Source organism: aff. Roholtiella sp. LEGE 12411, assembly GCF_015206995.1.
Taxonomy (GTDB): Bacteria; Cyanobacteriota; Cyanobacteriia; order Cyanobacteriales; family Nostocaceae; genus Komarekiella.
In genome coordinates this window covers 1-18,885 of sequence record NZ_JADEXR010000070.1, presented here as the reverse complement: position 1 = coordinate 18,885, position 18,885 = coordinate 1, and the positions used below count along the sequence as shown (strand labels likewise).

Sequence of the window (18,885 nt, the reverse complement as noted above, 5' to 3'; positions counted from 1 at the left end):
TTTTTGTATCTCACTCAACTGCATACCGCTATATCTGTTTTTGCTTTAGTTTGAATTACCTCTTGAAGTAAAGCCTGCATTGCTGATTGCTGGTCATTTTCAAAAGCAGCTTTTAAAGCATCTTCATGTGCAGATTGAGATTCTTCCTTAGCTTGGATATATTGATTTTGAATTAAATTTTGCTGTGCTGTTGCCTTAGCAATTGCATCACGATTATTACTGATAGCTTTTTTTATATCAGCTAAAATATTTCTCATAGGTTGCATAGTGTGCTTAAACTGCTTCAATTACTTGAAACTTATTTTAAGTTATCATGTATATTTTTATTCATTCTCTACCAAAGTTGAGTTAAATCTAAAACAAACCCAGGTAGGAATGGTTCACCGCTCAGTGTCTTAGGGTTATTTAATAACTCAATCGTAGTATTAGGACGGAAAATAAAAACTTGGCGTTGTTTTCTATCAATTAACCAACCAAGTTGCATTCCATTATCAATATACTCTTGCATCTTGTCTTGCAGAATTCGCAAGTTATCACTTTCAGAACGCAATTCAATCACAAATTCAGGGCAAATCGGTGCAAATTTTTTTCGTAGTTCTAGTGGTATTGCTTCCCAGCGTGTACGTTTTATCCACACGGCATCGGGAGAACGTACCGCACCATTAGGCAAAGTAAACCCACCACTGGAACCAAACCCTACACCTGTACCATCTTGCTTTGTCCAAATACCCAACTGAACAATAATGTCAAAGTTACATTGATCGGTTTCGGAACCTGTGGGTGACATAATGACTAATTCTCCAGCAGCATTGCGTTCGATGCGAAAATCACGGTTTAGCTGACAAAATTCGTAGAACTGCTCGTCGGTCATAGCGATCGCAGGTTGCATTTGCAAGACTATTGGTACAATTTCTATGGTTACAGGTAAGTTTGTGGTCATAGTTGCTCTTTGAATACTTCACCTGTTTTCACGATATCTGTTTATAAAAATTTTAGGGATGATTTCGTAATCACCCCTTTATTCCCCTCATATTTAAAATTTAATTGCAGCAACCTTGGAAAGTATATTTACTCTGAAATATTAAGTAAACTCTCAACCTGAGCATTAGCCAAGGTTGGTGCTGTAAAAATACGCGAGTACAGACTTGATGGTTGCTGATGAGCAACAACTGGTAGAACTTGACGAGCATGAGTGGCTAATTCCACTGCCTTCACATCATAAGTCTGCGTTGCCAATTTGGGGTAAAACCCAATACCAATAATTGGAAGCAGCAGACAAGCAGTAATAAACAGTTCACGAGGTTTAACATCAGATATTACAGCATCCAAATGTAACTCCTCACTTTGGTTGCCGTAGAAAACTTGGCGGAGCATCGACAGTAAATAAATCGGTGTCAGAATCACGCCAACTGCTGACAGCAGTATGACTACAACTTTAAAGCTGGAACTGTAAACATCACTGGTGGCGATACCGAGAAATACCATCAGCTCACCAACAAAGCCACTCATTCCTGGTAAAGCGAGAGAAGCCATTGAACCAACAGTAAACAGAGCAAAGGTTTTAGGCATTACCTTGGCCATGCCCCCCATTTTATCCATCATCAAGGTGTGGGTGCGTTCGTAAGTCACGCCGGATAGGAAGAACAAGCTAGCGGCAATCAAGCCGTGGGAAACCATCTGTAGCACTGCACCGCTGATGCCCAGTTCTGTATAAGAAGCAATCCCAATTAGCACAAACCCCATGTGGGCAATTGAAGAGTAAGCCAAGCGTCGTTTGAGATTGGTTTGGGCAAAGGCACAGCAAGCGCCATAGACAATGTTCACTACACCCAAAATCGCTAACACTGGGGCAAAATAAACATGGGCATTAGGTAGCATCTCAACATTGATGCGGATGAGAGCATAACCGCCCATTTTTAATAACACACCAGCCAAAATCATTGAACCCGGTGCTGATGCTTCACCATGAGCATCAGGTAGCCAAGTATGCAAGGGGAAAATCGGCAGCTTCACACCGAAGGCAATCAAGAAACCTGCGTAAACTAACAATTCCAAAGCTTTGGGATATTGTTTCATTCCCAGAGTTGCCATGTCGAAGGTGACAGTATCTCCAGAGAATGCCATTGCAAAACCTGCTATCAAGATAAATATTGATGCAGCGGCGGTGTAGAGAATGAACTTGGTAGCTGCATAGCGGCGGTTTTGTCCTCCCCAGATGGAAATCAGCAGGTAAACCGGCACTAACTCGATTTCCCACATTAGAAAGAACAACAGTATATCCTGGGCGAGAAATACGCCAAGTTGGGCGCTGTACATCACCAGCATCAAGCCATAAAATAATCGCGGCTTGGTGGTAACTTTCCAAGCCGCGAAGATTGCGAGTGTGTTAATTAAGCCCGTTAGTAGTAGTAGGGGCATCGACAGACCGTCAACCCCCACCGCCCAATGCAAACTCAACTGAGGAACCCAAGGATAGTTTTCTACAAGTTGAAATGTTGAACTGTGGAAGTCGTATTTATACCAAAAAGTATAAATCATCAATGCAAAGTCGGCGATCGCCACTCCCAAACCATACCACCGTAAGGTTCTGCCCTCTTTATCTGGGATTAGGGGGATGGCTAAGGCAGCCACTAAGGGCAAGAAAATTATGGCTGTTAGCCAGGGAAGTTCAATATTATTCATCACTGCTGACAATAGTTTTAGAATTTCGCTTTTGATTACATTATATTAAGGAGTTTTTAGTTTTGTAAACGATATTTCTCCCTAGAAGATTAAATTTGGGATGCAGATAGTAATAAATAGGGCTTGCTATCTCTTGGCAATCCATCTTAAATGTAAACTTTTGCTAAGTCAATAAAAAACGGCGGCTAATGCCGCCGTCTTAAGTTGTAGTTCTGAGCCGAAAGCGCACATAGCTGCCAAGTAGAGCTTTAAGCTACGTTTTTAAACGATACGATTGACAATTGTCCAGACTTCCCCATCTGAGCGGACATGAGGAACTGATATGGTTTTGAACCCGGTAATAAAAGGCTTGTAATATACCTGCCAATACATTGGACTCAGATAATCAGCGCAAGCTTTCAGAAGACGGATTTCTGTGGACAGTTCTCCTGCAAGTTGGTTAATGCGTTGAGCATGAACCTGAGCCACTCTTTTGGCTTCGTCTAGCTGCTGCTGTTGAGTAAGTTGCTTTGATTCAATTTGGCAACATGCTAATTCAGCTTGTTTATGATGTAGCTGCACTTCTAATGCAGCGATCGCATCATCTATGCCTTTTAATTCAGCAGATAATTGAGGATTTTCTCTAGCATGGCGACGGTACGCCTCAACTGTGGCTAGGGGTGAATCATTCTCGCTAGATGTTGCTTTATTAATATTGAGAGCAGCACGTTCTTGCTGGAGAACTTGAATTTGAGAGTTAAGTGCTGCTATTTCTGCCTGAATTTGCTGCATAATTCTTGTTTATCCTTCGTGAAAGCTGCTTGCGCCTTGAGTATCTAGAGAAAGCGATCGCACAACAGCTGTAATTCCTGCTTCTTGCCAAGCGGTTAACATCGCCATTTCTACAGCCTGTGACTGTGTTGTATCTGCCAAAGCTAACAATGTCGGCCCCGCACCACTAATTACCATGCCATAAGCACCAGCAGTAACAGCTGCTATATTGACAGCATCGTAACCAGGAATCAAAGCTTTGCGATAAGGCTGATGTAACTTATCTTGCAAAGCCGTCCTTAACCATTCTCTCTTACCAGTTTCCAAACCGCGCAACAACAACCCCAGATGTGCCGTATTAAAAATTGCATCCGCACGACTCACCTCAGTTGCGAGAACGCGCCGCGCTGTTGAAGTAGAAAGTTCAAAATCAGGAATAGCTACCACAGGCACAATATCCCTATACCAGGGAATCTCGCAAATTTCCCAACCTGTGTCACTGGTAGCGGCGAGACGACATCCTCCCAACAAAGCTGGAACTACATTATCAGGATGTCCTTCCATTGCGATCGCTAACTCCATCACCTGCAACTGACTCAGAGGCGCACCCGCAAGTTGATTAGCACCAACCAATCCACCAACAATTGCTGTCGCCGAACTACCCAGACCCCGCGCCAGCGGTACACCCAGTTGAATCTCCATTTTCACTGATGGCGGCGTTTGCTCTATATATTGATATAACTTTGCAAAGGCTTGGTAGAGGAGGTTACTCTCATCAGTTTGTACTCGTTCAGCTTCTGCACCTGTGACATGAATAGTTAACCCACCTTCTTGTAGGCGAGTGAACTTAAACTCGTTGTACAGCGTTAAAGCTGCACCTATGCAATCAAAACCAGGCCCCAAATTAGCAGTTGTGGCAGGAACGGTAACAGTGACATCAGAAACAACAGACATCTGCAAATACTCACTAATCAATCAACAAGCATCTCATGTATTCGTGGCAATTTGGGTGAGTTTTTGCTCGGTGTTGGGGATACTTTGATCACACCCTACTTTAATCTATACATCAAACCTCCATTTGCAGTGATTGGTGGCTTTAGCAAAATTAGCTTGTTGTAATTTAGATATTTGAATTGTGCGATCGCTCTACTCAATCTACAAATATCAGTCTCAAAAGTAATTTGGGATGCACAGAGATTAAGTTAGTTTGCTGAAACGCAACGTTTAGTAAAGTTTAATATTGAGCAAGTTTTGGAAAGTACAAATGCGACTTTCATATCTTGGTGGCTGAGAGAATATTCTCCTCGGAATCCAAGATAAGCTATTGATTAAGTTCGTAGTGGGCCTCTCCTACAATCCTCAGCCAAAGGGTTTCAAGAGTCAATATCAAGACTAAAGTTAGATGATTAATTATAATAATTAGCTAATTTTGTAAGCTATGTTTAATGAGAGATAACACAGTATAAACTAAAATTAATTATAAATTTTTGACTGTCAAATTCACTGTTTTAGTAATTTTTCTTAGTAACTCTAATCAGAAAACGTAGAGCTTCATTTACTGCTTGAGCGTTGGGAAACATTTCTGCGACATCTGCTTCTAAAAGAACTGTCAACCCTTCAGAATTTTTGCCATTATGTTCAAATTTTTCTATAATATTTTGATATGACTGAGGTTTAGTTTCAGGTATAAACTTTTTGGAAGATGAATCATTTAGTTTCTTAGCAAGGGATTCCCAACTAGTTGCTTTCAGCTTAAAGTGATCCTTTGCGTCACGTAATGTTTTAAACTGTTGTTTTAGAATATCAATCGTATGAATATCCTTTTGATAAGCCTGGGTTTCTTTATTAAGGTCTTCCTCAACCATATCAACTACCTCATTAATGAGTCGGTCATGATTTTCGGAAATTTGAGCCGCAGCCCCTAAAATACGAGAGGTGGCTTTGATCTGCACCTCGGTCTCTTGTTTAAGTCTATCGGCAATATTACGAATTTGCTCCCCCAACTGAGCTTTACTTTGAGTTCCTATGGTTGATACTGATTTTTGGCTCATAAAGATGCTTATTTATTCCGAAAGTATCTCTTTAATAGCAAGCCAGATGCGTTTAAACTTTTGTACCAGACCTACAGGATTACCTGTTGTTTCCTCTTCCACCGAATCTACTAGGGATTGAATTCTATCCATGCGCTCTGCTACAACGTAGAGGTTATTTATAGCTTCATCCTTACTTACCAGGGATTCGCGCAGTATAACAACCATCTCAGCAATTTCTCGTTTTAGCCTTTCGTTCTCAGCTTTACGACGAGTTTCCCATCCCTTAATACCAGCCTTGGAACGTCGCTCAAATTTAAGTTGTGTTTGTGCCTCATTATATAGAGTTAAATAGTTATCTCGCTCAGACTTCATTTCTTCATATTGGGCAAGTAATTCAGCCGCTCTAGCTTTTTCTTTATTGTAACGATGTAGAGCCTGCTGATAATTTTTTTGTTCATTAAGATATATTTGGTAATTGTGTACTGCACGTTCTCTTAACTCATTGACTTCAACTTGATAAGTTTGCACATTTTGCTGAATTTGAGTTAGTTGGGATGCAGCTTCCTGATTTTCTTTTGCACGTTGTTGCCATTCATCACGTTGAGCAATTAATTCAGTTGCTTTCGCTTTTGCTTCATTGTAACGATTTAAAGCCTGCTGATAATTTTCTTTTTCATCAACATAGATTAAATAATTGTGTGCTGCACGCTTTTCTAACTCGTTAACCTTTACTTGGTAAGTTTGGATATCTTGCTGAATTTGAGTCAGTTGAGATACTGCATCTTGATTTTCTTTTGCACGTTGTTCCCATTCATCACGTTGGGCAATTAATTCAGTTGCTCTCGTTTTTTCTCCGTTGTAGAGGCATAAAGCCTGCTGATAATTTTTTTGTTCATTAAGATATATCTGGTAATTGTGTGCCGCACGTTCTCTTAACTCATTAACCTCAACTTGGTAAGTTTGGATATCTTGCTGAACTTGAGTCAGTTGAGATGCTGCATCCTGATTTTCTTTTGCACATTGTTCCCATTGAAGCGCTTTGGCACGAGCATTTGTCCATAACTGTTTAAGCTCATGATAAGAAAGTGGTTCTTTCGCAGGTGGGTGAGAATTATTGATAGGGCGATTTTTGCGACGATCCTTGTCTGCGTCCCGCATAGCCATAATGAATGTTATAAATATTAATTTAATTCCTATGTTAATACAATCTTTTGATGTGTAAAAGCGATCACCTCAACATCAGGAGCGATCGCTTTTTTCCCCTAACTGTCTAAAAAGTTCCTAAAACGGGTGTTACCTCAGCCTCTGAGATTTTCGGAACCAAGACTCCATTGGCATATATCTGGGGTTTTGTTTGCGAGACTATGGCATAAGACTGGCGAAGATGAGCATTTACTGCAACAGTCTTCACATCGTACATCTGCATCGCCATCTTCGGATAGAAACCAATACCAATAATCAACAGTATAAAACAGGCAGCGATAAACACCTCACGGGGTCTAGCATCGTCGTAGACTGCATCTTCTGGTACTAAGCAATCTGTACCAAAACAAACTGTTCCCTCATCTTCTTGATTTTCCAAGCCTGCATTATTAATGTCGCATAGCAGTGCTGCATCCTTACCATAGAAAACCTGTCGCAGCATGGAAAGTAGATAGATAGGTGTGAGGATGACTCCAACTGCGGCGAGAAAAACCGTTACGGTGCAGAAAGTCGAACTGTAGACGTCACTGGTTGTCACACCAATAAATACCGCAAGTTCTCCAGCAAAGCCGCTCATACCGGGAAGCGCCAGTGATGCCATTGCTCCGATTGTAAACAGGGCGAATACTTTGGGCATAGCTTGACCAACACCACCCATATCTTTCATTACCATCGTGTGGGTGCGATCATAGGTAACACCTGCCAAGAAAAACAGCACTGATGCAATCAAACCATGCGAGATCATCTGCAACATCGCGCCGTTGATTCCCAAATCAGTGAAGGATGCAATTCCAAGCAGTACAAACCCCATGTGAGATATCGACGAATAAGCTAAACGCCGCTTCATATTGGTCTGAGCAAAGGAGTTTAATGCACCATAGATAATGTTGACAACACCTAGAATTGCTAGAACTGGAGCAAAGTAAATGTGTGCATCAGGTAGCAGTTCAAGATTCAAGCGAATTAGTCCGTATCCGCCCATTTTCAACAACACACCAGCCAGAATCATTGATACAGGAGAGGATGCTTCGCCGTGGGCATCAGGCAACCAGGTATGCATGGGGAAGACAGCTAGCTTGACACCAAATGCAATCAGCAACCCTGCATAAAGCAGCAGTTGTAGGCCAAGGGGATATTCCTTCATGCCGAGTGCGGTTATGTCAAATGTCATATTACCGCCACCATATAGCCCCATTGCTAAGGCTGCCACCAAAATAAATATAGAAGCAGCTGCGGTATATATCAAGAATTTTGTAGCTGCATAGCGACGCCTTTGCCCACCCCAAATGCAGACTAGTAGGTATACGGGAATCAGCTCCACTTCCCACATAATAAAAAATAGCAGCAAGTCTTTGGCAACGAACACCCCTACCTGTGCGGAATACAACACAAGCATTAGAAAATAGAAAAGGCGAGGTCGATGATCAACTTGCCAGGCTGAAAAAATCGAGAGCGTGGTGACAAATCCTGCCAAAAGCACAAGTGGAACTGAAAGTCCATCGACCGATACTGCCCAGTTCAGACCTAACTGAGGTACCCAGGCATAATTCTCCACGAGTTGAAAACTAGCACTGCTGGCATCGTAATGCTTCCAAAAGGCATAGCACATCAAGGCAAAGTCTGCGATACCCACACCCAGTGCATACCATCGCACGCGCTTGCCGTCTTTATCAGGCAGCACAGGAATAAGCAGGGAAGCAACTAGTGGCAGCAAGACAATTGCGGTAAGCCAGGGAAATTGATCCGCTATCATAATATATATGAGAAGAAATACTTATTTGAAATAATGTCATTGTACTAAAACTTGGTACCCATTTCTTCATAAATCTTTGTCCCAGGTATGTATAGACAGATATACAGCATCATTCAGGAGTCATATCATGTCCGGTTGAATACTGATAGTTAAGACTGACGCGGGGACACGGAGACAGGGGGACGCGGGGAATTTTGAATTACAAGTAATTAAGCGGACTTGATATCAGATCTAAAACAGGGTTTATATATGGTTTTGTGGTTTAGGCTTTCTAACTCACTCAGTTATAAACTGTTGTATGGTTACTTCGACACTTGGGGAATTAAGTAAAAAATACCCGCTACCATGCTTGACAGCGGGTATTCGATCTCTAAATTAGATCTTTTAGTTAGAAGTTCTCGAAGTTTGCGATCGCTCCAGTAATCTTTTCCACCACCTCATCTACAGGTATAGCCCCCAACTCTCCAGAGGCGCGGGTACGGATACTTAAGGCGTTAGTTTCAACTTCCTTGGCTCCCACCACTGCCATTACGGGTATTTTTTGTTTCTCAGCATTGCGAATCTGTTTACCCAAGCGATCGCCACTAATATCAACTTCTGCACGAATACTCAAGGCTTTCATCTGAGCCACCACAGCTTGAGCAAAATCTAGCTGTGCTTCACCCACTGGTAGCAGTCTGACTTGCACTGGTGCTAACCACAAAGGAAAATCCCCAGCATACTCTTCAATTAAGATACCAATTAACCGTTCCAACGAGCCGAAAGGCGCACGATGAATCATTACTGGACGTTTGCGATCGCCATCTTCTGCGACGTATTCTAAATCAAAGCGTTCTGGCAAATTGTAATCTACTTGCACAGTTCCTAATTGCCATTCCCGTCCTAAAGCATCACTAAAGATAAAGTCGAGTTTAGGCCCATAAAACGCTGCTTCCCCAATACCCTCAAAATGCTCCATCCCCAACTGTTCGACAGCACGACGAATAGCACCTTGAGCTTTTTCCCACGCTTCATCTGACCCGATATACTTATCACTAGCTGGATCGCGGAAACTGAGTCTAGCTTTAAAGTTCTTCAGTTGCAAACTCTTGAACACTGACAAAATCAAATCCACAACGCTGAGGAATTCGCTGTCTAGCTGTTCTTCAGTGACGAAGAGGTGAGAATCATCCACGGTGAAACCCCGTACCCTGGTTAAACCGCTCAATTCCCCTGATTGCTCGTAGCGGTAAACGGTACCAAATTCCGCCAGTCGCATTGGGAGTTCCCGATAAGAGCGTAACTCGCTCTTATATATTTGGATGTGAAAGGGGCAATTCATAGCTTTGAGAACAAAGCCTTGTTCCTGTGCCGCTGCTTCCTCATTCTCTGCCATCATTGGGAACAGATCGTCTTTATATTTTTGCCAGTGTCCAGAGGTTTTAAATAAATCCACTCTAGCAATGTGAGGAGTGACAACCTGCTGGTATCCGCGTTTAATCTGTTCCTGCTTTAGAAAATCTTCCAAAATACTCCGCAACAGGGTACCTTTAGGCGTCCACAAGGGTAAACCTGGGCCCACTTGGTCGGAAAATATAAACAATCCTAGCTCTTTACCAAGTTTTCGGTGATCTCGCCGTAGTGCTTCTTCTTTGCGTCGCTTGTATTCAGCAAGTTGTTCTGGGTTTTCCCAAGCAGTAGCGTAGATACGTTGTAACTGAGCCTTGGTTTCATCACCGCGCCAATAAGCGCCAGCAACGCTTTCTAATTCAATTGCTTTCGGGTGCAATTCGCTAGTATTTTCTACATGAGGCCCCGCACACAAGTCCCACCATTCATTTCCTAGGTGGTAAATCGTGATTGGTTCCTCTTTAATATCCGCTAAAATTTCTAGCTTGTAAGGTTCTTTAATTTCCTGAATGCGGCGTTCGGCTTCCTCGCGGCTGACTTCTTCCCGAATAACTGGTAGTTTGCGATTGATGATCTTTACCATCTCTTTCTGGATGGCTTTGAGATCACTTTCGCTAAATGGTTCTGGATTGTCAAAGTCATAGTAAAAACCATTTTCAATCCAAGGGCCGATTGTAACTTGCGCTTTAGGAAACAGCTTTTGTACTGCCATTGCCATCACATGGGAAGCAGTGTGGCGAATCTTTTTTAAGTTTTCCGATTCGCTGGTACGCGGTAAATACATTTTTTCAGGTTGTTCCAACTCTAAGTTTTGATCGGCGGGATTTGAAGATGATTTTGGCGACATTGGTTGCTGAACCATTGGCAAAGTGATTGCAAAAGATAATTTGCTAAGTTATGGTTCTGAAAATCTACCCAAATATAACATGGGTATGCTTTGCAGGTTTGTATGCTTTTATCTATACTGGATGCACTTTAGCATCACAGCAGCCCGGTTAAATTAGCATTAAGCATTGATTAGTTGGCTTGTAGTTGTCTTAAACATTTCTCTTTTAATACGTTTAATTACTTAATTACCGTGGGCTGCAATTGTTTTACACTAAAATGAAGAATATTTTGATGTGTAAGCTTCTTCAACTATAACTACTTTAATTTCTGTAAGTTTGGCTTAATTTTCCGACTGCTAAATTAATTTTTAATGGTAGGTAGATAAATTTTATGATTGATTACTGAAACTATTAAGTTTAGAATTACACTCAATAACGCTTAAGCTAATTCCGTGTTTCACTAACAAATTGATGATGCTTCTGTCACTTCTGGCTAATATTCTATCTAATCATCACAATGCCTACACAAGTTGTGTATTTTCTTAACTTGTTTTTACTCCTACAAGAAGCGCAGGCACTAGCACTCTGAAGCGTAAATTAATCTATCATCTGACAAAAGACTCCATGAGTTGCACTCACAACGAAAGATGAAAATCTCTCTTGGTATACCTACCTATTGCTCCAAGCCCGATTTTTCAGATAGGTCAAAAGACAATAAACAAGGATTTTAGACTTTTGCCTTCTGCATCTCCAAAAAAGCAAACTAGGTGCAGCATTTCGTAGAGAAGTGATACTAAAGTTTACAAATGTCTGTTGACATATTGATCTAAGTACTTAATCGCTTTAATATCATAGATTACAGGCTTAACTTTATAATACTCCCTTATTGTTTTTGATTGCAATTCGTTAGCAGCTATGTCTGGGGATATATAGACATATCTCTCAGGGAACTGTAGAAATCCATTTCTCTTCTCAGATTGGGAAAGTTGTATCGTTTGTTACAAAACACCTTGATATTCAACTTATGAGAAAAATTAGAAAAGTGTTAAGAATCGTAAATAACGTTAATATTAGTAAGAAAGTTGGAAGTATGCTTCTCATTTATGCGAGACTCTAATTTACCAGGGACTGAGTTGCTAAAAACGGTTTTGGAACCTCTGCTGGACGATTTTCAGTATTGGTTTACGCGATCGCGTGATTTACTGGAAACCGAGCAGATTTCATTTATGAGTGATCAAGAGCAATCGGACTTGCTCTTGCGGGTTAAGCAAGCGCAGAAAGAGCTAAATACGGCGAAAATGCTTTTTACTGCCACTGGTGGACAAGTCGGGATTGAAATGGCAACGTTAATGCCTTGGCATCAATTGGTAACAGAATGCTGGAATGTGGCAACGCGCTGGCGCCGATCTCGTGAAGTTTGAGGGTTGGCTTTTATATCTACTAAAATTCGGCAAACTTACTTGGAAATAGCAAGAGGGTCTACAAGTCGAAGAAAGAATACAAAATCCTTAATATTGTCTTAACATTGTTCGGATTAACAGTATAATGTATCCTATGTTACCGTAAGTGGGATAACGGTTGACAATCTGCCTCATATAAACATAAGCACACATGAAGTGCATCGAAATATTCGCTACAACTGTGAGCCATAGTGTTAGCGAAGCAAAGCGTTACAATATAAAGTTTTAAAAATTGCTGCTCTGGAGGAAAACCCGATGTTACACCTACTTTACATTCTTGCTTTTACTATCCTTGCATTTATCGCTGTCGCTAACTTAATTCGTAACCTGATTATGTTTAGTTTTGATAGAGAGCGTACTTATCCTGCAAATTCCTCACCAATGGCTAATTCAGGAAACTTTGGCTATCTCTCATCAAGAAAACAGTTTGTGCCTCATCCAGAGTTATTGGATAACGCAGGCAACTTAATCAAAGAACCGCTTCTGGTGATGCGTTCAATCAACGTTGACGATGCTCGCCAACAGCTGGATGCTATTTATGAGTCATCCCCAGGACACAAGAGTGAAAATTCTGAGGAAGCATAAGAGTTAGGAATTAGGAGTTTGGCTGTAAATTCTTGTTGTTTTTAAATCTTTAACCGTTCTGCTAGCATAAATTTCTTACCATCTTTGAAGTTGCGGGCGATCGCGTCGATAGGCTGGTAAGTTAAAATTTTAATTGTAAATTTTTACCGAAAACTTGGGTCTAAAGCCCCGTCGTCCTACGACGGCTTTTTATTATTCAATTTCCCATATCTCTAAGTGTCTTATACCTGAAGGGGCGACGAAATAGCCTAAAAAGCTTTGTATATAAAGCGTGTGACATAACGTTTCAACAAGCCGCAGAAGCTTTCTTAGTAAATGATTTCACAATCGTCTTATCTACCGCTCCTGAAGCCGACCGTCATACTACTAAATATAAAATAGGGAGTAGGAAATTTACTACTCCCCACTCCCTATTCACTTTCTACGCTTCAATAACTACCCGCAAATTGCCCCGTTTTTTCGCAACACGACAAGCCGTAGTACTACCAGAACGCTCAAATTCCAAATCGAGAATTGTTGCACCTACTCGCAAATTATGGAATGATAGGCGATTAATCGATTCTGGTAAAGCAGGGTCGATAATTCGTAAGCAGTTATTTTGAGCATCAGGTACTAAATTAACCATCATTTGCAGTAATTGGAAGATACTGCCAGTAGCCCAGGCTTGGGGAGTACAAGCAACGGGATACTGTACGGGGGCATTGTCACCATTGCGTTCGTAGCCACAGAATAGTTCTGGAGGACGTTGATAGGGCTGCTGACTAGTCATGTCGAATAAACCTTGGAAAAGTTCCAGGGCTTGATCAATTAGGCCAAGCGATCGCAATCCCATTGCTGTTAGGGCATTATCGTGGGGCCAAACTGAACCAATGTGGTAGCCCATCGGATTATAAGCAGGTGAGATACTACTGAGAGTGCGAATACCCCAACCATTAAACATATCTGGTGCTCGCAATCGCTCTGCGACACTATAGGCTTTTTCGGGTGTGAAAATACCCAAATGCAGACAATGACCAGGATTTGAGGTAATACTATCTACTAGCTTGCCATCTCCATCTAAAGCTAGAGCGCAAAAATCCTGGTCTTCCATCCAAAAGTCTTTGTTGAAACGAACCTTGAGGTTTCTGGCTTCTTCTTGCCAACGATCTGCTAGATCAAGCCGCTTCTTCATCCTAGCTATTTCTGCTAGGCGCATTTTTGCAGCATAGACGTAAGCTTGTACCTCACAAAGAGCAATTGGGCCATTGGCTAGTTCTCCCTTGTGGTCTACAATACAGTCACCAGAGTCTTTCCAGCCTTGGTTAGCAAGACCTCGTTTAGATTTACGGTAATAGCTGAGGTAGCTGGCTTGTTTGGTATTGCGATCAATCCACTCCATTGCTGCTAGAGCATTAGGCCAAAGTTGCTCTAGAATTTCTAGATCGTGAGTCCAAGCATAATATTCGGCATATAGCATCAACCACAGAGGAGTGGCATCGATTGTACCGTAATAGGGTGTATGCGGAATTTCTTGACAACGAGCCATTTCCCCCAAGCGTAACTCGTGCAAAATCTTACCTGGCTCCTCTTCACGCCATTCATCGTCAACTTTACCTTGATGTAATGCTAGTAAAATCAGAGTTTCTTTAGCGATTTGCGGGTTTAACATTAGGCTTTGGGAAGCTGTAATCAGAGAATCCCGCCCAAACAGTGTAGAAAACCAAGGCACTCCAGCAGAGACAGTTTTATACTTGCCAAAAGACTGGCGCAACAAATACATATCTTGCTCAGCCCTCTCAATCACTCGATTGAAGATGCTCTTATCGGAGCTAATCCGTGTAATTTGTTGTATCCAGTTTTGCTCCTCCATCAACTCGGCGGCTTTTGCTTGTACTAGGGTGAAAGCTGCACTCACTGTGGAACTAGACTTGTTGTTTTTCAACATATTGACTCGATAGCCCAATTTTTGGGTTTCGTGAGAAGCCAACTCTAATTGCCAAACCGCAGTGTAACCCTTAAAACTGTCTGGTGGCCGATGCTGGAATTGAATACGCGATTCCATTATTGAACCATCTAGACCTTGATAGGCCAGTGTCAAGGATTCTTCTCTCAGCGCGAAAGACTGAGTTTGTAAAGCCGAGACACCATCTACAACAGAAGATGCTCCTTCTTCGGGCGTCGGTTCCACTAGACGTAAAAGCCTACCTCGTTTTTCTCTGTCATAACCGCGGACTTCAAATAAATCTACAAAATCTGCATCAAAGCTGATGCTGAGTTCAAAACTGACGGTAGTTGTGCTGTAGTTAGATACCTCTATTTCTTCAAATAGTGCTCCATTAAGAACTATTTCCCGGCGAATTCCTACAGTTTCCGCTCTCAAGCATTCATCGATTCTGGGGTTAGTACACAAAACTGAGAGTGAAAAACCTTTTTCAGCAGTACCGCTCAGGAGTACAGGCGATCGCCCTTCAATTTGCAACTCTAAGCGACTGAGAAATCGCGTATCACAGCAAAACAGTCCCATACTGGGATTCCCATCGTTGAGGGAACAGCCAGAAATGTTCCCCATAGTATCTGTCACGAAAAATAAATCATCATCCTTAACCGTCAGCGTTGGCTGTGGTCTTTGACTGACAACACAAGGCCACTCTGGGATAGGTAATTGTTCAGCAGGAATAAAAGTTTTTCCGTCCAGGAAAATTTTTTCCTGGGTTATTAACATATCCGGTGTCATTATTTAAAATTCCGTGTACAGGTCTATATTTACATGGTCGGATCAGAGTCAACAGGCGAGGAATTCGTAGACGCTTCGGCAATCAGATAGCGCCAGCGGTAGCTTTAGCGAGTACTTGAAAGTTGGAACCGGGAAGTAGGCTAGGCGCAGCGTTAGCCATAGAAGAAGGGCTTACCGCCGGGTGGGTCGGAAACCGACTTTCAAAACTTGGGAAAAAGACGCTTTCCAAAAATCATTTGAGCCTTTCGAGTTAAAATAACAGTCACATGCTGTTGTGCTGTTGGCAAAAGAGTAGCGTTCAAACCTATATAAGCAAATATTGATAAATAAGTATTTTACGCATATTAAAGTCAAGACTGAAAACTAGAAAATTTTTAAATTATTTCTTGACTTTTAAACTTTAACAGATCCAAGGCATATCAAATACTCAGTCAAGATGCAAAATTCGTTCTTGTTGATGAATAAGGAAAGCACTTATAACTCATTATTATATGCATTTATGTTTAACATTTTTGGTATTTAATTGAACAAATTTGTGATAACTAATTGATTAAATTTATTCTATTCATTATGAACTAACTTGTGTCAGTGCAGCAGTAATAATTTCGGGATGACAAATATTAAGTGAGTGGCTGTGAATTAACGTCGGCGATCGCAAGTGCTAAATAAGATAGAAAAGTCGTTAGGGTAAATGATGATTTGATGATTTCACCTTCTGATTTTGAGAGTTATGGGTGACAAGTACAAGTTTTTACCTTAGCACTATCTTGTAAACTTTTACATACTTATCGGTTATGGACTTGACGCTGAAGATTTGACAAAGTTGCCTGACAAGTCTGATTATCCTTGCTCATCAAATCTCCTCTAAAAAAGTAGGTTGTCTTAATTCTCCTGTTTCATTCTCCATCTTAATCAGGGGGACTAGAGGTAGAGACTCCCAATTAGACGGGTTTCTGTAACGCAGTAGGATTAGGAGATCGGAAGAGTTAACAGAGGTTGAACCCTTTGTTTACCTTTCCCTTTCTCTATTTGTTGATTCTTGGCGACTGCTATCTAATGGCAAAGCTGAGCGAGAATGTATATTGGGCTTAATAGCTTATTATTTGAAATATCACAATGCTAGCTAATGAATAAAGAAGACTTGGGTGAAGAACAAAGCGTCTATGGCAAATGGTTATGCTACATCTATGCTTGCGGCACACCAGGGGGCAAAAGACGAATGCATTACCGCTGTTGCTATATTTGCTAATTAAAGCTTTTAAATTTGTAAATAAAGCTGCAAGTGCTCCTTTTATATGGTAATAAAGTGCTGCGCCTGCCTTGGCAGAAAGTGCTTTTTAGCATTCTTTACATATTGCAACTGTCTGATCAACTTGAGAGTCCGTTGTAATTTGTACAATGCAGCTGTGACGTAGATAGATCTTGTCGAGATTGGGCGTTTAACGATAATTCATGAGCATTTCGACTTCCGTGCTGAGTGATCTGCTAAAGTCCCTACCCTACCTGCGGCCCCAGCTATATTTCAAGGCTTCACTAACGGCGCTCTCCCACGCAATGGAAGATCAGGTTTTGGCTGCGACTTTAGTTCAACCTCTGGTAATTGCTAGCTTCCAGCGAGAGCGATTCTACCGCCAAGAAGCTCATCGCTACCAGCGACTTGCTTTACGAAGTAATCAAGTATATGTATTGTCGGCTCCAGAAACGGATTTTGCCAATAGTTCGGAATACTACGAAAAAGTAGCTTTTGAGCCAGAAGATGGTTTAAGTCAGGAGTGGCATTTAATAGTAATTGCTGACAACTATGCCACTTGTCTAGTTTGCCGTGAAAGCCTTGGCTCCATTGCCAAAAATAGCCAGTTACCGGAGCTAAGTCCTAATCTGGATATGGATACAGCGCGAAGATTTGAGGGGATTTGGACATCGGAAAGGGGAGCTAGCCTGAAAGCAGCCGAATTACTATTAGACAGGATTTTAGTTTACAGACCGGAACTGGCAAGCAAAATTGAACAAGCACGTCAGAGGTTTGAAATAGGGGAGCCGAGAAGCTACTCTGGAGCAGAACAGGTCAACGAATATGCTTGTGACATTGACACAGATCCCTTTGTGCAGCGCTTAGTAACTTATTTACAAGCAAGTCAGTACAAATTGCACAAAGCCTACCGTTCAATTACCGCCCAAGCACGCAAAGAACGATTGGTCAACTCGATTAGTACCGCCATTCGGCGATCGCTTGATCCTCATGAAGTTCTTCAGGTAGCAGCACAAGAATTAGGACAACACCTAGAAGCTTGCCGCTGTTTAATTTACCGTGTTCAAGCTACAGATAGTCGATCTGTAATTGAACATGAGTTTTTAACTCCTGGCACTGTATCTGTTCGCGGGCAAACCTGGGAGTTAGACAAAAATCCCCTATTTCGGGAAATAATACAACAAGGCGAGGGCGTCTGTGTTAACGATACGCTGACTGACTATCGTGTTACTAACTCGGCAGGACTTTCCTTGATTGCCAAAAAGTTTGCTATTCGTTCTTGGCTGATGGAACCAGTATTTTATCAAGGGCGGTTGTTGGGCATTGTAGAGTTACACTATTGCCGGATGCCACCCCACGATTGGCAATCTGGGGAATTAGATCTGGTAGAAGCGATCGCCACTCAAGTGGGAGCAGCTCTGATTCAAGCGGAAGCTTACGCCAACCTAGAAGAACTTAACCAGCAACTAGAAGCCCTAGATCGCACCCGCAGCAACCTAATAGCCATCACTGGACACGAACTGCGTACCCCCCTATCCACGATTCAAGTGTGTTTGGAAAGCCTCGCTAGTGAACCGGATATGCCCTTGGAGTTGCAGCAGGTGATGCTTAAAACTGCTCTTTCCGACTCCGAACGAATGCGGAAACTAGTACAAGATTTCCTCACCCTTTCCAACCTGGAAAGCGGTCGAGTGGAATGGCATCCAGAATCACTGACCTTACAAGAGTGTGTGGATCTAGCACTCAGCCAAAATCGTGGACGCTCCTCAACCGAAAAGCCGCCTCAAATCAAAACTCAAATTGCTGAAGACTTGCCTTTAGTCAAAGCTGACGGTGATTGGCTAGTGGAGGTATTGGCAAAACTCATAGACAATGCTTGTAAATTTACGCCTCCACAAGGAGAAATCACCATCAAAGCTATTCGTAACAAGAATAAGATGGTCGAAGTCACCGTAGCTGACAACGGACGCGGCATTGAATCCAATCGTCTAGAAGTAGTTTTTGACCGCTTCTATCAAGAAGAGGGCGCACTACGACGTACCACCGGTGGTACTGGACTGGGACTAGCAATTTGTCGCCAAATTGTCAATGGCTGGGGTGGTGAAATTTGGGCAGAGTCATTTGGTAAAGACCAAGGTAGTCAGTTTCATTTCACTATTCCCATCGTCCAGAGCAGCAAAGAGGAAAAACGTTCAAAAGTCAGGAGTAAATAGTTATGGGGGATGGGGGATGGGGCATGGG

Annotated in this window: 14 protein-coding genes; 4 read left to right on the top strand and 10 right to left on the bottom strand. The window is 42.0% G+C overall.

The features are described from left to right. Positions 1 to 14: 14 nt before the first annotated feature. The 9 genes from IQ246_RS16445 to thrS form a co-directional block, all read right to left on the bottom strand. A complete protein-coding gene (locus tag IQ246_RS16445; protein ID WP_194004427.1) occupies positions 15 to 257 on the bottom strand; it encodes a hypothetical protein in 243 nt (80 codons plus the stop codon). Between the two features lie 77 nt (positions 258 to 334). Beyond that, positions 335 to 940 (bottom strand): Uma2 family endonuclease, encoded by a 606-nt coding sequence (locus IQ246_RS16440; RefSeq protein WP_194004426.1) that lies wholly within the window; start codon positions 938 to 940, stop codon positions 335 to 337. Positions 941 to 1,068: 128 nt separating this feature from the next. After that, on the bottom strand, positions 1,069 to 2,682 hold the full coding sequence (locus tag IQ246_RS16435) for an NAD(P)H-quinone oxidoreductase subunit 4 (RefSeq protein WP_194004425.1): 1,614 nt from the start codon (positions 2,680 to 2,682) through the stop codon (positions 1,069 to 1,071). A gap of 261 nt (positions 2,683 to 2,943) precedes the next feature. Continuing rightward, complete coding sequence (locus tag IQ246_RS16430) at positions 2,944 to 3,453, bottom strand: hypothetical protein (RefSeq protein ID WP_194004424.1); 510 nt, start codon at positions 3,451 to 3,453, stop codon at positions 2,944 to 2,946. 9 nt (positions 3,454 to 3,462) lie between these two features. Next, positions 3,463 to 4,386: a homoserine kinase gene (gene thrB, locus IQ246_RS16425; protein WP_194004423.1), complete on the bottom strand. Its 924-nt coding sequence runs from the start codon at positions 4,384 to 4,386 to the stop codon at positions 3,463 to 3,465. A gap of 554 nt (positions 4,387 to 4,940) precedes the next feature. Then, positions 4,941 to 5,483: a hypothetical protein gene (locus IQ246_RS16420; RefSeq protein WP_194004422.1), complete on the bottom strand. Its 543-nt coding sequence runs from the start codon at positions 5,481 to 5,483 to the stop codon at positions 4,941 to 4,943. Positions 5,484 to 5,495: 12 nt separating this feature from the next. Further along, positions 5,496 to 6,629, bottom strand: coding sequence for a hypothetical protein (locus tag IQ246_RS30425; RefSeq protein WP_244142060.1), 1,134 nt, complete (start codon positions 6,627 to 6,629; stop codon positions 5,496 to 5,498). 106 nt (positions 6,630 to 6,735) lie between these two features. Continuing rightward, a complete protein-coding gene (locus IQ246_RS16410) occupies positions 6,736 to 8,421 on the bottom strand; it encodes an NAD(P)H-quinone oxidoreductase subunit 4 (protein ID WP_194004421.1) in 1,686 nt (561 codons plus the stop codon). A 388-nt stretch (positions 8,422 to 8,809) separates the two neighbouring features. Beyond that, entirely contained in the window at positions 8,810 to 10,672 is a 1,863-nt protein-coding gene (gene thrS / locus IQ246_RS16405) for a threonine--tRNA ligase (RefSeq protein ID WP_194004420.1), read from the bottom strand. Between the two features lie 1,068 nt (positions 10,673 to 11,740). On the opposite strand from thrS, the gene IQ246_RS16400 reads away from it, so the two are divergent. Next, complete coding sequence (locus IQ246_RS16400) at positions 11,741 to 12,058, top strand: DUF2605 domain-containing protein (protein ID WP_194004419.1); 318 nt, start codon at positions 11,741 to 11,743, stop codon at positions 12,056 to 12,058. A 294-nt stretch (positions 12,059 to 12,352) separates the two neighbouring features. Beyond that, the gene (locus IQ246_RS16395; protein WP_194004418.1) at positions 12,353 to 12,682 is read left to right on the top strand and encodes a DUF2973 domain-containing protein; all 330 of its coding nucleotides are present in this window, start codon (positions 12,353 to 12,355) and stop codon (positions 12,680 to 12,682) included. 421 nt (positions 12,683 to 13,103) lie between these two features. On the opposite strand, the gene IQ246_RS16390 is transcribed toward IQ246_RS16395, so the two are convergent. Next, positions 13,104 to 15,395, bottom strand: coding sequence for an amylo-alpha-1,6-glucosidase (locus IQ246_RS16390; protein ID WP_194004417.1), 2,292 nt, complete (start codon positions 15,393 to 15,395; stop codon positions 13,104 to 13,106). Positions 15,396 to 16,521: 1,126 nt separating this feature from the next. On the opposite strand from IQ246_RS16390, the gene IQ246_RS30930 reads away from it, so the two are divergent. Together IQ246_RS30930 and IQ246_RS16385 are read left to right on the top strand one after the other, a co-directional pair. Continuing rightward, positions 16,522 to 16,644 (top strand): hypothetical protein, encoded by a 123-nt coding sequence (locus IQ246_RS30930; protein WP_255515584.1) that lies wholly within the window; start codon positions 16,522 to 16,524, stop codon positions 16,642 to 16,644. Positions 16,645 to 16,847: 203 nt separating this feature from the next. After that, the gene (locus tag IQ246_RS16385) at positions 16,848 to 18,857 is read left to right on the top strand and encodes a DICT sensory domain-containing protein (protein WP_194004416.1); all 2,010 of its coding nucleotides are present in this window, start codon (positions 16,848 to 16,850) and stop codon (positions 18,855 to 18,857) included. The last annotated feature ends 28 nt before the right edge of the window (positions 18,858 to 18,885 follow it).

What these genes read in the sequence shown, in the direction of transcription:
- IQ246_RS16445 (WP_194004427.1), bottom strand. Translation starts at nt 257, where the DNA reads ATGAGAAATATTTTAGCTGATATAAAAAAAGCTATCAGTAATAATCGT.
- IQ246_RS16440 (WP_194004426.1), bottom strand. Translation starts at nt 940, where the DNA reads ATGACCACAAACTTACCTGTAACCATAGAAATTGTACCAATAGTCTTG.
- IQ246_RS16435 (WP_194004425.1), bottom strand. Translation starts at nt 2,682, where the DNA reads ATGAATAATATTGAACTTCCCTGGCTAACAGCCATAATTTTCTTGCCC.
- IQ246_RS16430 (WP_194004424.1), bottom strand. Translation starts at nt 3,453, where the DNA reads ATGCAGCAAATTCAGGCAGAAATAGCAGCACTTAACTCTCAAATTCAA.
- thrB (WP_194004423.1), bottom strand. Translation starts at nt 4,386, where the DNA reads ATGTCTGTTGTTTCTGATGTCACTGTTACCGTTCCTGCCACAACTGCT.
- IQ246_RS16420 (WP_194004422.1), bottom strand. Translation starts at nt 5,483, where the DNA reads ATGAGCCAAAAATCAGTATCAACCATAGGAACTCAAAGTAAAGCTCAG.
- IQ246_RS30425 (WP_244142060.1), bottom strand. Translation starts at nt 6,629, where the DNA reads ATGGCTATGCGGGACGCAGACAAGGATCGTCGCAAAAATCGCCCTATC.
- IQ246_RS16410 (WP_194004421.1), bottom strand. Translation starts at nt 8,421, where the DNA reads ATGATAGCGGATCAATTTCCCTGGCTTACCGCAATTGTCTTGCTGCCA.
- thrS (WP_194004420.1), bottom strand. Translation starts at nt 10,672, where the DNA reads ATGGTTCAGCAACCAATGTCGCCAAAATCATCTTCAAATCCCGCCGAT.
- IQ246_RS16400 (WP_194004419.1), top strand. Translation starts at nt 11,741, where the DNA reads ATGCGAGACTCTAATTTACCAGGGACTGAGTTGCTAAAAACGGTTTTG.
- IQ246_RS16395 (WP_194004418.1), top strand. Translation starts at nt 12,353, where the DNA reads ATGTTACACCTACTTTACATTCTTGCTTTTACTATCCTTGCATTTATC.
- IQ246_RS16390 (WP_194004417.1), bottom strand. Translation starts at nt 15,395, where the DNA reads ATGACACCGGATATGTTAATAACCCAGGAAAAAATTTTCCTGGACGGA.
- IQ246_RS30930 (WP_255515584.1), top strand. Translation starts at nt 16,522, where the DNA reads ATGAATAAAGAAGACTTGGGTGAAGAACAAAGCGTCTATGGCAAATGG.
- IQ246_RS16385 (WP_194004416.1), top strand. Translation starts at nt 16,848, where the DNA reads ATGAGCATTTCGACTTCCGTGCTGAGTGATCTGCTAAAGTCCCTACCC.